Below are 14,272 nucleotides of genomic sequence, written 5' to 3'. Positions count from 1 at the left end.
CCCGCGCCCAACCACGTTCTGCGCCCCTCCTCCCAGACTGAGCCGCAATGAATCTCGTCATCGTCGAGAGCCCCGCCAAGGCCAAGACCATCAACAAATACCTCGGCTCCGGCTTCGAGGTTCTCGCCTCCTACGGCCACATCCGCGACCTTCCGTCCAAGGACGGCTCGGTCAAGCCGGACGAGGATTTCGCCATGGAGTGGGAGGTCGACGCCCGTGCCTCGACCCGGATGTCCGAAATCGCCGCCGCCGCCAAACGCGCCGACCGCGTCATCCTGGCCACCGACCCCGACCGAGAGGGCGAGGCCATCAGCTGGCACGTGCTGGAGGTGCTGAACAAGAAGAAGGCCATCAAGAACACGCCGGTCGAGCGCGTCACCTTCAACGCCATCACCAAGTCGGCGGTGCTGGAGGCCATGGCCAATCCGCGCCAGATCGACATGGAGCTGGTCGAGGCCTATCTGGCCCGCCGCGCGCTCGACTATCTTGTCGGCTTCACTTTGTCGCCCGTCCTGTGGCGAAAGCTGCCCGGCGCACGTTCGGCCGGTCGGGTGCAGTCGGTCGCCCTGCGCATCGTCGTCGATCGCGAACTGGAGATCGAACGCTTCCGGCCCCAGGAATACTGGTCCATCGAGGCCGATCTGGCCGCCGACAGCCCGCCCTTCACCACCCGTCTGGTCAAGCACGCCGGCAAGCGGATCCAGCGCCTCGACATCAAGGACGAGGCCACCGCCCACGCCGCGCGCGACGCCATCCAGTCCGGCGACTTCACCATCAAGTCGATCGAGAAGAAGCCGGTCCGCCGCTTCCCCTCGCCGCCCTTCACGACCTCCACCCTGCAGCAAGAGGCGTCCCGCAAGCTCGGCTTCGACGCCCAGCGCACCATGCGCGCGGCCCAGAAACTCTACGAGGGCGTGGACGAGACCGGCGGCCTGATCACCTATATGCGGACCGACGGCGTCCAGACCACGCCGGAGGGTATAGCCCAGGCGCGCGAGGTCATCGGCGAGACCTTCGGCTCCGCCTTCGTCCCCGCCGAGGCCCGCCACTACAAGACCAAGGCCAAGAACGCCCAGGAGGCGCACGAGGCGATCCGGCCGACCAACATCGCCCGCCGCCCTGACTCCCTGCGCCTGGAATCCGATCTTCAGCGCCTCTACGAACTGATCTGGAAGCGGATGGTCGCCTCCCAGATGGAGGCCGCGCGCCTGGACCGCACCACGGTCGAGGTCGAGACGCCGGACGGCCTGACCGGCCTGCGCGCGACCGGCCAGGTCGTCACCTTCGACGGCTTTCTGGCCGTCTATGAGGAAGGCCGCGACGAAAAGCAGAAGGGCACCGAATCCGAGGAGGACGATGATACGGCCCGCCTGCCGGCCCTCAAGGAAGGTGCCAGAGCCAGGGTCGAGGCGATCCGCATCGACCAGCATTTCACCGAGCCGCCGCCCCGCTATTCCGAGGCCACCCTGGTCAAGAAGCTGGAGGAGCTCGGCATCGGCCGGCCGTCCACCTACGCCTCGATCCTGACGACGCTGCGCGACCGCGGCTATGTCCGCATGGACAAGAACCGCTTCATCCCCGAGGACAACGGCCGTCTGGTCACCGCCTTCCTGGAGCAGTTCTTCGGCCGCTGGGTCGAATACGACTTCACCGCCGCGCTCGAGAACGAACTGGACGAGGTTTCTGCCGGTCAGATGGACTGGAAGGCCCTCCTGCGCGAGTTCTGGTCCAAGCTGAAGCCCGCCACCGCCGCCGTGCTGGAACGTCAGGGTGTGATCGACGAACTCGACACCGCCATCGGGCCCTTCCTGTTCCCGGACAAGGGCGACGGCTCGGACCCCCGCCTGTGCCCGCTGTGCAAGACCGGCCACCTGCACCTGAAGGCCAGCTTCAAGATGAAGTCCTCCTTCATCGGCTGCTCCAACTATCCCGAATGCCGCTACACCCGGGGCTTCGGCGCGGGCGAGAACGCGGGCGACGAGGCCGGCGGCGATCGCGACCTGGGAGTCGATCCGGCGACCGGCCTGCCCGTCGCGCTCAAGATCGGCCGCTTCGGCCCCTACGTCGAAACCGCCGTTCCGGGCGAAGAGAAGCCCAAACGCTCCTCCCTGCCCAAGGGCTGGTCACCGGCGACCCTGACGCTGGAACAGGCCGTCCGCCTGCTGGCCCTGCCCCGCCCAGTCGGCGATCACCCGGAAGACGGCAAGCCGATTACCGCCGGTTTGGGCCGCTACGGTCCCTTCATCCTGCACGCCGGGACCTATGCCAATGTCGCGGATATCGATGAGGTTTTCGACATCGGCCTGAACCGCGCCGTCGTTCTGCTGGCCGAGAAACGCGCGGGCAAGTTCGCCGGGCGCGGGGCCGCCGTCGCGCCGCTAAAGGACCTCGGCGCTCACCCGGAAACCGGCGAACCCGTCCACGTCATGGCCGGCCGCTTTGGTCCCTATGTCAAATCCGGCAAGATCAACGCCACCCTGCCCAAGGGTACCGCGCCCGAAGACATGACGATGGACATCGCCGTGCCCCTGCTCGCCGCCCGCGCCCTTGTGGCCCCCAAGGGCAAGAAAGCTCCGGCCAAGAAGGCGGCCCCAAAGGCGCCGGCCGCGAAGAAACCAGCCGCGAAGAAGCCGGCGGCCAAAAAAACGCCTGCCAAAAAAGCCGCAGCGAAAGACTGATCCCTATACCCTCTCCCAGGGGGAGAGGGCTTGAGCGCCTGAGAGCGCCAGCGATCAGACTTGCGCGAAAGGGTGAGGGGTACAGCCCTCACCCACGTCGCACCAAAACCCCTCGCCCTTTCGGCTGGCGCATCGCTGCGCTCTGCGAGCCTCAAGCCCTCTCCCGCCGTGAGAGGGAAAGGCTTCGCCACATTAGTTCTTGTTTTGTTCTTGTTCCATCCCTATCCTCCGCTCATGCCCTCCCGCCCCCTGCCGACGAAAGGACGCGGTGCCCGCACCAACGCCACCGGTCGATACGAGGCCACCACGCAAGAGGCCTTCGACGACGGCTGGACGCCGGAGGACGAGGCTCCCGCCCAGATCCGCACCACGCTCACGCCCGAGCACGCGCGGACCATCATCGCGAAGAACACCAGTCCCGACATCGGTTTCGACCGCTCGATCAACCCCTACAAAGGCTGCGAACATGGCTGCATCTACTGTTACGCCCGTCCATCCCATGCCTGGATGGGCCTATCCCCGGGCCTGGATTTCGAGAGCCGGATCTTCTTCAAGCCCGAGGCAGGGCGTCTCCTGGAACGCGAGCTCCTCGCGCCGCGATACGTCTGCAAACGCATCCACATAGGCGGCAACACCGATCCCTATCAGCCGGTGGAACGCGACCTGGAATCGACCCGCTCGATCCTCGAGGTCTGCCGCCGCTTCAACCAGCCTTTCTCCATCATCACCAAATCGAATCTGATCACCCGCGATGTGGACATTCTTGGGCCTATGGGCCGCGACCGTCTGGCCAGCGCCTTCGTGTCGATCACGACCCTGGACAGGGGGCTCGCCCGCGCCATGGAGCCTCGCGCGGCGACGCCCGCTCGGCGCCTCGACGCCGTCAAGCGGTTGGCGGACGCCGGGGTCCCCGTCGGCATTGGGTTCGCTCCGGTCATTCCCGGTCTGAACGACCATGAATTGGAGGCGGTGCTGGAGGCCGGGGCCAGGGCCGGGGCAACGACGGCGATGTATGTGACCCTGCGCCTTCCGCTGGAGATCAAGACACTGTTCCAGGAATGGCTGGCCGACGCACGGCCGGATCGTGCGGCTCGTGTCATGTCCCTGATCCGCCAGACCCGGGGCGGCAAGGATTACGACCCCGACTGGTCCCAGCGCATGAAGGGCACCGGCCCGGTCGCCGACCTGATCGCAACCCGGTTCAAGGCTGCGATCAAGCGGTACGGTCTCGACGGGCCGAGGCACGACCTCGACGTCTCCCGCTTCCGCGTCCCTGCCGACGCCAGGCCTCAACTGGAACTGTTCGGGTAGCCAGATCGCGCCGCCCGACGCGCCCGGCTAGACCGCCGTCTCCACCAGACCGCGCCAGGTTGGATCGGTGTCGTCCACCAGGTCCACGTCCTCCAGCAGTACCACGGCACCCTCGCCGTCGGGCAGGACGACACCCAGCACCTCCATGACCTCGCCGTCCGGGCCGAGATGGCTTTCGGCCTGCACCGCCACCGCCGCCTGCTCGCCCGCCTCGTCCCACCAGATCACCGGCTGCGGCAGGTCCATCGCGATCGGACGGGCGTCGTCGGTATCGGCCAGGGCAAAGATCGCCAGCCGCGCCTGCACGTCGTCCAGCGTCGCCACCCGCCCGGCGAAGGGCGTCAGTCGCGACCAGTCGTCGACGTCGAAACCCCCTCCATCCTCAACCTCGCCCTCCTCCGGGCCATAGTCATCGATCTCGTCCATCCGTCTATCTCCGAAACACAGCGACCAGTTCGATGTGCGCCGACCACAGAAACTGGTCCACCGGGGTCACGGTCTCCAGCCGGAAACCCGCGTCGATCAGCACCCGGGCGTCACGCGCGAAGGTCTGGGGATTGCACGACACGCCGACCACCACCTGGGCCCTGGCCCCGGCGATCTGGGCCGTCTGGTCGATCGCCCCGGCGCGCGGCGGGTCGAAGACGATCGCCTCGCATCCCTTCAGGTCGAAGGGCGTCAGCGGCCTTCGAAACAGATCCCGGGCCTCGGCGGTGATGGCCTTCATGCCCCTGGCCGATCCGATCCCGGCCTTCAGCGCCGCGATCCCGGGCGCCGACCCATCCGCTGCGACCACGCTGGCCACCGTGGCCAGCGGGAATGTGAAGGTTCCTGCGCCGCAGAACAGGTCCGCGACCTTCCTGGCCCCCCTGACCGCCGCGACGGCGCGAGATGTCATCGCCGCCTCGGCCTCTGGTACCGCCTGCAGGAACCCGCCGGCGGGCAGCGGCACCGTCGCGGGTCCGAACACGATCCGGGGCTGGCGCTCCATCATCAGGGTCTCGCCCGCCAGGCTGAGCCGCGCGACATCCGCCTCGCGCGCGGCCCGAATCGCCTGCGTCTTCCGGTCGGCCGACAGCCCGCCAGTCCGGCGCTCGACCCCCGTGACATCGACGTCCAGCCCGTCCAGCGTCCAGGTTACGTGCAGAGTCGGGGCTGATTTGGGATGCTCCAGAAGGGCCGCCGCCACGCGGTTCAGCGCCGGAAACGCCGCGACCAGTCGCGGATCCGCCACCGGACAGGTGGTCACTTCGACCAGCCGCCAGGATTTCCGCGCCTTGAACCCCAGCACGACCCGGCCGTCCTCCAGCCGCCGCGCATGCAGGGCCAGCCGCCGACGCGTGCCGACCGGAACGGCGACCGTCGCCTCGACCTCCGTCTCGATCCGCTCACGCGCCAGGGCCGCGATGACCTGATCCCGCTTCCAGTCCAGATACGGCCCGCTGGCCCAGTGTTGAAGCGAACACCCCCCACAGTCGCCGTAATGCGGGGACGCGGGCGCCACCCGGTCGGGACTGGCCTCGACCACCTCGGCGCTGTCCAGCCGCCCGTCGCGAATCTCGCCCCGTACCGTTTCGCCCGGCAGCGTCAGCGGTACGAACACCGGCCCAGCGTCCGTCTCGGCCACGCCGTCCCCCTGTCCGGCCATCCGAACGATCTTCAGCGTGGTGCTCATGGCTGGGCTTCTAGACGGCCTCGGTCGCATCGCGAAACCTGAACGAACATGAACGACCCACTCAAAACGCGTTCAGGTTCGACCCCCTAGAACCGGTGCATCAGATCGGAGCCGCACCCCGCGTCTCCCAGCACAGGGGATCTTCCCGATGTCCGTCTCTATGAAGCGTTCCGCTGCCGCCCTCGCCGCCGTCATCGGCGCGGTTGCGCTGGTGCCTTCGGCCGCATCCGCTCAGTCGTACGGCTATAACGATGGCTACCAGAACCAGGGCTACAGCCAGCCCTACGGCTATAACCAGGGCTACAACCAGGGTTACAGCAACAACGGGTACCAGGACCGCTGCCGGACCCTGGGTCAGGGCCGCACCGGCGCGGGTGCCACGATCGGGGCCGGCATCGGTGCCATCGCGGGTTCTCAGATCGCGGCACGCGGTCGCCGGACGGAGGGCTCCATCGTAGGCGGCCTGCTCGGCGCCGTCGTCGGTGCCCAGGTCGGTCGCGCCTCAAACAGCCACTGCCAGCCCACCGGCTATTCGTACGGCTACTCGAACCAGTCCTACACCCCGCCCGCGACCTATTACGACAACCGCGACCGCTACGACGACCGCGACCAGCGTTACGACGACCGTCGCTACGACGACCGCCGCTACGACAACGGCTACGAGGTCAGCGCGGATGGCTACTACTACTTCGACCCCCGCCGCGGCTGGCTGCCCCGGTAACGGTCAAAAAGATCGCGGCGTCGGTTAGTTTTCAGCCCCCCTGTCGACCGACGACGTGACGGGAGCCGCCGGTGGAGCAATCCGCCGGCGGCTTTCACCTGTTTGAAGGGCGGCTACCGCTCGCGACGCGGTCGCTGCTTGGGCCGCGCTCATGCCTTCTTGGCCCAGACCAGGAACTCGACATTCCCGTCGCCGCCGGTGATCGGGCTTTCAGTCGTCGCCTGAACGGGCCATCCGACACTGGAGAGCCAAGACGAGACGCCTTCGACCGCCGCCTGGTGGGCCTCCGGATCCTTGACGATCCCCTTCTTGCCGACGGCCGAGGGGCCCTCCCCCTCGAACTGGGGTTTGACCAGGGCGATCAGGTCGGCACCCGCCTCGGCCAGCCCTAGTGCCACCAGCAGCACCTTGGCCAGGCCGATGAAGCTGGCATCGCAGACGATCAGGCTGGGCGCATCGGGGATCAGGGTCCGATCCAGCGACCGGGCATCCGTCCGTTCCAGGCTGACGACGCGAGGGTCCGCCGCGATCCGGTCATGCAGCTGGCCAAAGCCGACGTCCACGGCGAACACCTTGGCCGCCCCCCGCTTCAGGCAGACCTCGGTGAAGCCGCCCGTCGAGGCTCCGACATCCAGCACCACCCGCTCCGAGACCTCGACCGGCCACAGCGTCAGCGCGTGATCCAGCTTCAGCGCGCCGCGCCCGACCCAGTCGTGCGCCTGCGTCACCGTCACGACCGCATCGTCGTCGAAGGCGCGCGCCGCATTCGTCACCACGACCCCGTCCACAACCACGCCCCCGGCCTGGATGGCCGCCTTGGCCCGCGCCCGGCTATCCACAAGCCCGCGCGTGACGAGTATTTGATCCAGTCGCATCATCGGTCATCCAGGGTCAGAAGCGGCAGCAGATAGTCCAGGAACACCCGTCCCTTGCGCGGCAACTCGCGGTGGGTCCACAGGGCCGACAGATCGATCGACGGACCGGACCAGTCCGGAGCGACCCGCACCAGCCGACCGCTGGCCAGATCGGTCCGCACCGCGAATGAAGGCAGCAGCGCCACCCCCGCGCCGGACACCGCCAGGCCATGCACCACGGCACCCGCCCCGGCCGTCACGGCTCCGGACGCCTCGAACGTGACCGCCTCTCCCGGCCCCTCCAGCCGCCACCGGACCCCCAGGGTCGATCCGGAATAGACGACGCATCGCCCCCGCAGTTGATCCTTCAACGGCGCGTCCCGATCCAGTGTCATCGCCACCTCCGGCGAGGCGACCAGCCAGCGCGCATAGGCCCCCAGCCGACGCCCCGTCATGCCACTGTCGGACAAAGGCCCCAGCCGCAGGATCAGATCGACCCCCTCCGCCACTGCGTCCACCCGCGCATCCGTGGCCGCCAGATCCAGCCGAACCCTCGGGAAGGCGTCCAGAAAGCCGCCGACGTGCGGTGCGACCTCGTCGGTCGCGAAGGCCACAGAGGTCGAGACCCGCAGGCGTCCCACCGGTTCCCGATCCGCGCCGGCCACCGCTTCGACAAGCGCCGCGTCCTCGTCCAGCAGTCTGAGTGCCTGCTCATAGACCCGCTGCCCGGCCTCGGTGACCGACAGCTGCCGCGTGGTCCTCAGCAGCAGCCGCGCCCCCAGGTCGGTCTCCAGCGCCGCGATGGCCCGGCTGGTCGCCGGCTGCGACAGGCCCGCGTCGCGTCCGGCGCGCGAGAAGCTGCCGGTCTCCACGGCACGCACGAACAGGCGAAGGGCGGACAGGCGATCCATCCCGCCTGTTTTCATGCGCCCGACGCATAAGTCAAAGGCGATCTCCTCGACTACTGCAGAGGCGGCCAACGGCGCACCTTGATTTCCGACGACGCATCCCGCGTCCGCCCCTCACCGGAGACCGCCATGACCCAGTTCCCGATCCACACCGTCGAAACCGCTCCAGAGGCCTCGCGCCCCTATATCGCGGCCGCCAAGGCCGCGTTCGGCATCGTGCCCAACCTCGTCGGCGAGTTCGCCGAAAGCCCGGCCGTGATCGAGGGCTATCTGTCCCTGGCCGGGGCCTATCAGAAGTCTGACCTGACTCCGCTGGAACGCGAGGTCGTCCTGATCGCCGCCGCCGTCGAGAACGCGTGTCACTACTGCGTCGCCGCCCACACCACGGTCACCCAGGGCCAGCATCTCGACCAAAGCGTGATCCAGGCCGTGCGGAAAGGCGGCCCCATCGCCGATGCGAAACTGGAGGCGCTGCGTGACTTCGCCACCCGTGTGGTGCGCGAGCGGGGCTGGGTGTCGGACGCCGACGTCAACCGCCTGATCGGCGCGGGCTATACCGCCGCCAATGTGCTGGAGGTCGTCCTGGGCGTCGGGCTGAAGACCATCTCGAACTACATCAACCACATCGCCGAAACGCCAGTCGACGCCGCTTTCCAGGCCAACGCCTTCACGCCGAAAAAGGCCGCCTGATCCCGTTCGTAACTTCCAAGCGACGTCGGACGAACACCGTTCGACTTCGCCGGGTTGGAGGCTTGGATGCGCGCGATCTCGATCCTGCTGGCCCTCGTCATCCTGGCGGTGGCTCTGTGGCTAATCCCCCAAACGCGGCGGGGCATGCTAGTCGCTGCGGAGAGCGTCAGCATCACCATGCCCCGAATGCGCTAGAGAGTCGCCAGCCGCTCCAGCGCCGCTTCCAGACGCGCCTTGCCCGCCTCGGCCTCGGCTAGCTTGGCCCGCTGTTCCTCGATCACGGCCGGGGCCGCGCGTTCGACGAAGTTCGGGTTGCCCAGCTTCTTCATGACATGGCCGATGTCGCTCTCGAAGCCGGCGATCTCCTTGGTCAGGCGCGCGCGCTCGGCCCCCAGATCGATGATCCCGGCCAGCGATAGCGCCGCCGCCGTCCCGCCGGACACGAAGGTCACCGCCCCGGCAGGGGCCGCCTCGGCCGTCGCCGCCTCCGACACCCGCGCCAGGGTCAGGATCAGGTCGCGGTGCCGCGTGGCCCGCTCGGCCGTCACACCATCCGGCGCGACGAACGTCAGCGGCGGCTTGGCCCCCGGCGGCACATTCATCTCGGCCCTCAGCGCGCGAACGTCGGTGACCAGATCGACCAGCCAGCCGATCTCGCCTTCCGCGCCTGCATCGACGAAGGTGTCCGGCAGCACAGGCCATTCAGCCCCGATCAGCATGGGCTCGTCGCGAGCCACACCTTCCTTACCCAGTTCGGCCCACAGCTCCTCGGTGATGAAGGGCATGACGGGGTGCAACAGCTTCAGCGTCTGATCCAGCGTCCAGGCCGTCATCGCCCGCGTCTCGGCCTTGGCCGCCTCGTCCGCCCCCTGGAACACCGGCTTGGCCAGTTCCAGATACCAGTCGCAGAAGACGTTCCAGACGAAGCGATACAGCGCCGACGCCGCATCGTCGAAACGACCGCCCTCGATGGCTTCGGAGACTTGGCGTTCGGTCTTGGTCAGCTCGCCCCGGACCCAGCGATTGATGGTCTGCTCGACCGTGGCCGGATCGAAGCCCTCGACGCGGGCGCATTCGTTCATCTGGCTGAAGCGGGCGGCGTTCCACAGTTTGGTGCCGAAGTTGCGGTAGCCCTCGATACGCTGGCGGCTCAGCTTGATGTCGCGCGTGCCCGACAGGATGGCCATGGTGAACCGCAACGGATCGGCCCCCAGCTCATCGATGATGACCAGAGGATCGATGACGTTCCCCTTGGACTTGCTCATCTTCTGGCCCTTCTCGTCGCGGACGAGGCCATTGATGATGACCCGCTTGAACGGCACCTCGTCCATGAAGTGCAGGCCCATCATCATCATCCGGGCGACCCAGAAGAAGATGATGTCCGCCGCCGTGACCAGGTCGCTGGTCGGATAGAACCGCGCCAGATCCTCGGTCTTCTCCGGCCATCCCATGGTCGAGAACGGCCACAGGGCCGAGGAGAACCAGGTGTCGAGAACGTCCGATTCTTGGCTCAGTCGAACCTCCAAGTAGCGATCGCTGTCGTCGCCTCCAAAGCCGGGAGCGTCGCTATCAACGGCTGGGCACCCGTAGAACTTCTCCGCCTCGGCAAAGGCCTCCTCGCGCGTTTCCGCAACGAAGAAGCGCAGATCCCCTTTTGAAAGATCAACGGGACGCGTGCCGTCATCATTCGCGGGCGGTCCAAACCACGCCGGGATGCGGTGCCCCCACCAGAGCTGGCGGCTGATGCACCAAGGCTCAATGTTGCGCAGCCATTCGAAATAGATCTTTTCGTAGGACTTCGGCTCGAACACCGTATCGCCCTGCTCGACCGCCTTCAGCGCCGGCTGGGCCAGGGTGTGGGCGTCGACGTACCACTGATCCGTCAGCCACGGCTCGATGACCACGCCGGATCGGTCGCCGTGCGGCACGACGTGGCGGGTTTTCTCGATCTCGCGCAGCCAGCCCTCTTCCTCGGCGCGGGCGACGATGGCCTTGCGCGCGGCGAAACGGTCCATGCCGTCGTATTCGGCCGGGATGTCCTGTGTGTCCGCCGTCGTGATGCGCGCGAAGGCGTCGAGGATGTTCAGGGCCTCCAGGCCGGCCCGCTTTCCGACGCCGAAGTCGTTGAAATCATGCGCAGGCGTGATCTTCACCGCGCCCGAGCCCTTGGTGGGGTCGGCGTAGTCGTCGGCCACGATCGGGATGCGGCGGCCGACGATCGGCAGGGTCACGAACTTGCCGACCAGCCCGGCATAGCGCGCATCGTCCGGATGCACGGCGACGCCCGTGTCGCCCAACATCGTCTCAGGCCGGGTCGTCGCCACGACGATGACGTCTCGCGTCTCCCACTCCGTGGCCTTGCCCTCGTCGTCGAAGGCGATCGGGTGTTCATAGGTCACGCCGTCGGCCAGCGGATAGGCGAAATGCCAATAGGCCCCCTCGACCTCGCGCTGTTCGACCTCCAGGTCGCTGATGGCCGTCTGGAACTGCGGGTCCCAGTTCACCAGCCGCTTGTCGCGATAGATCAGTCCCTGCCGGTGCAGCTGGACGAAGACCTTCCGCACCGCCGCGTTCAGCCCCTCGTCCAGGGTGAACCGCTCGCGGCTCCAGTCGCAGGACGCGCCCAGGCGGCGCAGCTGCTGGACGATGGTCCCGCCGCTCTCGGCCTTCCAGTCCCAGACCTTCTGCACGAAGGCCTCGCGGCCCATGTCGCGACGGCCGACATTGCCCGCCGCCGCCAGCTGACGCTCGACCACCATCTGGGTGGCGATGCCCGCGTGGTCGGTCCCCGGCAGCCACAGCACCGACTTGCCGCGCATCCGGTGATAGCGGGCCAGGATGTCCTGCAGCGTGTTGTTCAGCGCATGGCCGATGTGCAGCGAGCCCGTCACGTTGGGCGGCGGGATGACGATCGAATAGGCCTCGGCCGCGCCGTCAGGCCCATTGCGATCCTGCGGCGCGAAGGCTCCCGACGCCTCCCATTGGGCATACAGACGCGGCTCGGCGGCCGTGGGGTCGAAGGTTTTCTCAAGCATCGCGTTCTCTTTGCCCTATCGCTCCGCGCGCGGCGCTTCGCTACTTGAGGGCGGGTCCGGAAAACAGAAAGGGGCGGCCCCGTCGGAGCCGCCCCTGGTGGTCTTAGTGGCAGGTGACGCCGGGGGCTAGGCGGAGCGGGCGATCCGTTCGACTTCCTTGCGTACGGCGGCTTCCACGATGCCGGGCAGGTTGGCGTCCAGCCATTCCTTCAGCATGGGCTTGAGCAAGGCGCGCGCCAGATCGTCGATGGTCGGACCGGTGCCACCCGTGGGGGTCGGCTCGGGCTGGCGGAACGCGGCGCTGAGGCCGGCGAAGGCCGAGGCCGCGCTGGCCGCCGCCGTTTCGCTGACCAGCGTCTCGTGGTCGACGGACGAGGTGCTGGGCGAGGGTTCGGGATGCACGGTCTCGGGCTCCGAATCGAAGATCGTGGGAAAGGGTTCGGGCTCGGAATCTGCGACGCCGATGTCCAGGTCGCCGATCGACTGGGCGGCCGGGGCCTCATAGCGATCGGTCAGATCGAGAATTTCCTCGTCCTCGGCAGCCGGTTCCGCATCCGTCGTCGAAGGGGTCGGGTCCATGAAGGCGGCCACGGGCTCGGGCTCGGCCGTCGGCTCCGGCTCGGGCGCAGCCGCCGGCGCAGCCTCCGCCGCCGGCGCGTCGTCTTCCGAGATGATCCGGCGAATCGACGCCAGGATCTCTTCCATCGTCGGTTCTTGGGCTGTCGTGTCGGTCATGGTCTGGCCTTCGAAGAACCTGCGCGGGCGAGCAGCGAGAGCGGAGTGGCCGGACACGGGTCCGGCCCACAGCATTTCGTCGCATCTACGCCCTTTGGAATCAACGGGCCTTTTCGCCTGTTGGGTTAATTGGCCCCGGTCGGAGCCGTCTGAACGATTTCGGATTTCAGCTGGGTATCGATCGGCGCGTCCTCGGTGTCGGCGGCCGGGGTAACCGGCGGCGCGGCGATCCGGTCCAGCGTCTCGATCAGACCTTCCCACGGCAAGGCGCCCCGCAGGCTGACCCGGTCGCCATTGGTTGCGGGATCATAAAGCTCGATCGAGGGATCCAGTTCGCGGGCGCCCAACCGGCCCATCGCGGCCAGCAGCTGGGCCTGGGCGACATATTGATTGCGGCGCGCGCTCGCCAGGTTGATCTCGGCGTTGCGCAGTTCCAGTTCGCCGTTCAGCACGTCCAGCGTGGTTCGCAGACCGACCTGCTGCTCCTGACGCACGCCCTCGGCTGCCACGGTCGCGGCGCGCACGCCCGCCTGACCCGCCGTCAGTTGCGACGCGGTCGAGATGACCTGGGCATAGGCGCTGGAGACGTTCTGCAGCACGGTCCGGCGCTGGCGTTCGATCTCGATCTGGGCGGCGTTGGCCTGTTCCAGCGCCTGGACTTCCTGCGACCGGTTCAGACCGCCGGTGAACAGGGGCACGGAAATCGAGGCTCCGGCCTGGAAGCTGGTGCGGTCGGCCAGATCGAAGTTGGTCAGGTCGCCGGACCCGCCATAGGAGGCCGTGGCTCGCGCGCTGGGCAGGAAGGCCGACTTGGCCTGGGCATGGCGCGCCTCTGCGGCCTGCAGGTCGTATTGGGCGGCGGTGATGCCGGGGTTCTCGGCAAGACCGACATCCAGGGCGACGTCGAAGTCGTTCGGGATTCCCGGCAGGACGGGCGGTTCTTCCAAATTGGCCGGGGCCTGGCCGACCACGGCGGCATAGGCGGCGCGCGACACCGACAGCTGCGCCTGCGCCCCGGCAAGATCGGCCTCGGACTGGGCCAGGCGGGCTTCGGACTGGGACACGTCGGTGCGGGTGATCTCGCCGACCTCGAAGCGGGCGTTCGATTCGTCCAATTGGCGACGCAGGACGGCGACGTTGGCCTCGCGGATGCGCAGGATCTCGACATCGCGCTGAACGTCGACATAGGCCTGGATCACCGAGGCCAGCACCTGCTGCTCGATCGCGCGCAGCGATTCGCGGCCACTCAGCACATTGGCGGTGGCGGCATCGATGCCGTGGGCGATGCGTCCGCCGGAATACAGGGTCTGCGACAGGTCGATGCTGGCACCGCCCGTGTCGCTCTCGACCGTGCCGAGGCCGCCGCCCTGTGTGCGGCTGTAGCTGGCCGACCCGCTGACGCTGACTTCGGGCCGCAGGCCGGCGCGCGCCTGCGGCACCAGCTCGTCCAGCGCCCGCTGATTGGCGCGCTGCTGCTGCAGGGTCGGGTTGGTGCGGTACGCCAGGGCGATCGCTTCCTGCAGCGTCTCGGCGAACGACGGGCCGGCCAGGCCGACCGCGACGGCGGTGACCAGCGAGATTCGGGCGACGGTGGCGAGCGCACGCGAGCGTTTGAACATGGTCATATCCTGATGGGCCCCGCGAACGGTGCCGGTATCCCTCTGG

Annotated in this window: 11 protein-coding genes; 4 read left to right on the top strand and 7 right to left on the bottom strand. The window is 67.9% G+C overall.

Going from position 1 to position 14,272, the window contains the following annotated elements; translation table 11 throughout:
• Positions 1-47 precede the first annotated feature (47 nt).
• Together topA and AC1DW4_RS14170 are read left to right on the top strand one after the other, a co-directional pair.
• On the top strand, positions 48-2,678 hold the full coding sequence (gene topA / locus AC1DW4_RS14175; protein WP_477017904.1) for a type I DNA topoisomerase: 2,631 nt from the start codon (positions 48-50) through the stop codon (positions 2,676-2,678).
• A gap of 234 nt (positions 2,679-2,912) precedes the next feature.
• Positions 2,913-3,989 carry a PA0069 family radical SAM protein gene (locus AC1DW4_RS14170; RefSeq protein WP_477017903.1) on the top strand — a complete coding sequence of 359 codons (1,077 nt, stop codon included), beginning with the start codon at positions 2,913-2,915 and terminating at the stop codon, positions 3,987-3,989.
• Positions 3,990-4,016: 27 nt separating this feature from the next.
• Here the strand turns inward: AC1DW4_RS14170 and AC1DW4_RS14165 are convergent, their stop codons facing one another.
• The gene (locus AC1DW4_RS14165; protein WP_477017902.1) at positions 4,017-4,415 is read right to left on the bottom strand and encodes a hypothetical protein; all 399 of its coding nucleotides are present in this window, start codon (positions 4,413-4,415) and stop codon (positions 4,017-4,019) included.
• 4 nt (positions 4,416-4,419) lie between these two features.
• Entirely contained in the window at positions 4,420-5,664 is a 1,245-nt protein-coding gene (locus AC1DW4_RS14160) for a class I SAM-dependent RNA methyltransferase (RefSeq protein WP_477017901.1), read from the bottom strand.
• A 148-nt stretch (positions 5,665-5,812) separates the two neighbouring features.
• Here AC1DW4_RS14160 and AC1DW4_RS14155 point away from each other — a divergent pair, with 148 nt between their 5' ends.
• The gene (locus tag AC1DW4_RS14155) at positions 5,813-6,385 is read left to right on the top strand and encodes a glycine zipper 2TM domain-containing protein (RefSeq protein ID WP_477017900.1); all 573 of its coding nucleotides are present in this window, start codon (positions 5,813-5,815) and stop codon (positions 6,383-6,385) included.
• Between the two features lie 149 nt (positions 6,386-6,534).
• Here AC1DW4_RS14155 and AC1DW4_RS14150 read toward each other — a convergent pair whose 3' ends face one another.
• Positions 6,535-7,260, bottom strand: a complete 726-nt coding sequence (locus AC1DW4_RS14150; RefSeq protein WP_477017993.1) for a TlyA family RNA methyltransferase — start codon at positions 7,258-7,260, stop codon at positions 6,535-6,537.
• A complete protein-coding gene (locus AC1DW4_RS14145; RefSeq protein ID WP_477017899.1) occupies positions 7,260-8,150 on the bottom strand; it encodes a LysR substrate-binding domain-containing protein in 891 nt (296 codons plus the stop codon). The genes AC1DW4_RS14150 and AC1DW4_RS14145 overlap by 1 nt, the downstream gene beginning before the upstream one ends.
• 126 nt (positions 8,151-8,276) lie before the next feature.
• On the opposite strand from AC1DW4_RS14145, the gene AC1DW4_RS14140 reads away from it, so the two are divergent.
• On the top strand, positions 8,277-8,837 hold the full coding sequence (locus tag AC1DW4_RS14140; RefSeq protein WP_477017898.1) for a carboxymuconolactone decarboxylase family protein: 561 nt from the start codon (positions 8,277-8,279) through the stop codon (positions 8,835-8,837).
• Positions 8,838-9,028: 191 nt separating this feature from the next.
• On the opposite strand, the gene AC1DW4_RS14135 is transcribed toward AC1DW4_RS14140, so the two are convergent.
• The 3 genes from AC1DW4_RS14135 to AC1DW4_RS14125 all read right to left on the bottom strand — a co-directional run bounded on the left by AC1DW4_RS14135 (position 9,029) and on the right by AC1DW4_RS14125 (position 14,226).
• Positions 9,029-11,872 carry a valine--tRNA ligase gene (locus tag AC1DW4_RS14135; protein WP_477017897.1) on the bottom strand — a complete coding sequence of 948 codons (2,844 nt, stop codon included), beginning with the start codon at positions 11,870-11,872 and terminating at the stop codon, positions 9,029-9,031.
• A gap of 126 nt (positions 11,873-11,998) precedes the next feature.
• A complete protein-coding gene (locus AC1DW4_RS14130) occupies positions 11,999-12,607 on the bottom strand; it encodes a DUF2497 domain-containing protein (protein ID WP_477017896.1) in 609 nt (202 codons plus the stop codon).
• Between the two features lie 125 nt (positions 12,608-12,732).
• Positions 12,733-14,226, bottom strand: a complete 1,494-nt coding sequence (locus tag AC1DW4_RS14125; protein ID WP_477017895.1) for a TolC family outer membrane protein — start codon at positions 14,224-14,226, stop codon at positions 12,733-12,735.
• Between the last annotated feature and the right edge of the window lie 46 nt (positions 14,227-14,272).

It is taken from the genome of Brevundimonas sp. P2_A6, assembly GCF_056404975.1.
This window is presented reverse-complemented; position numbering and strand designations above follow the sequence as displayed.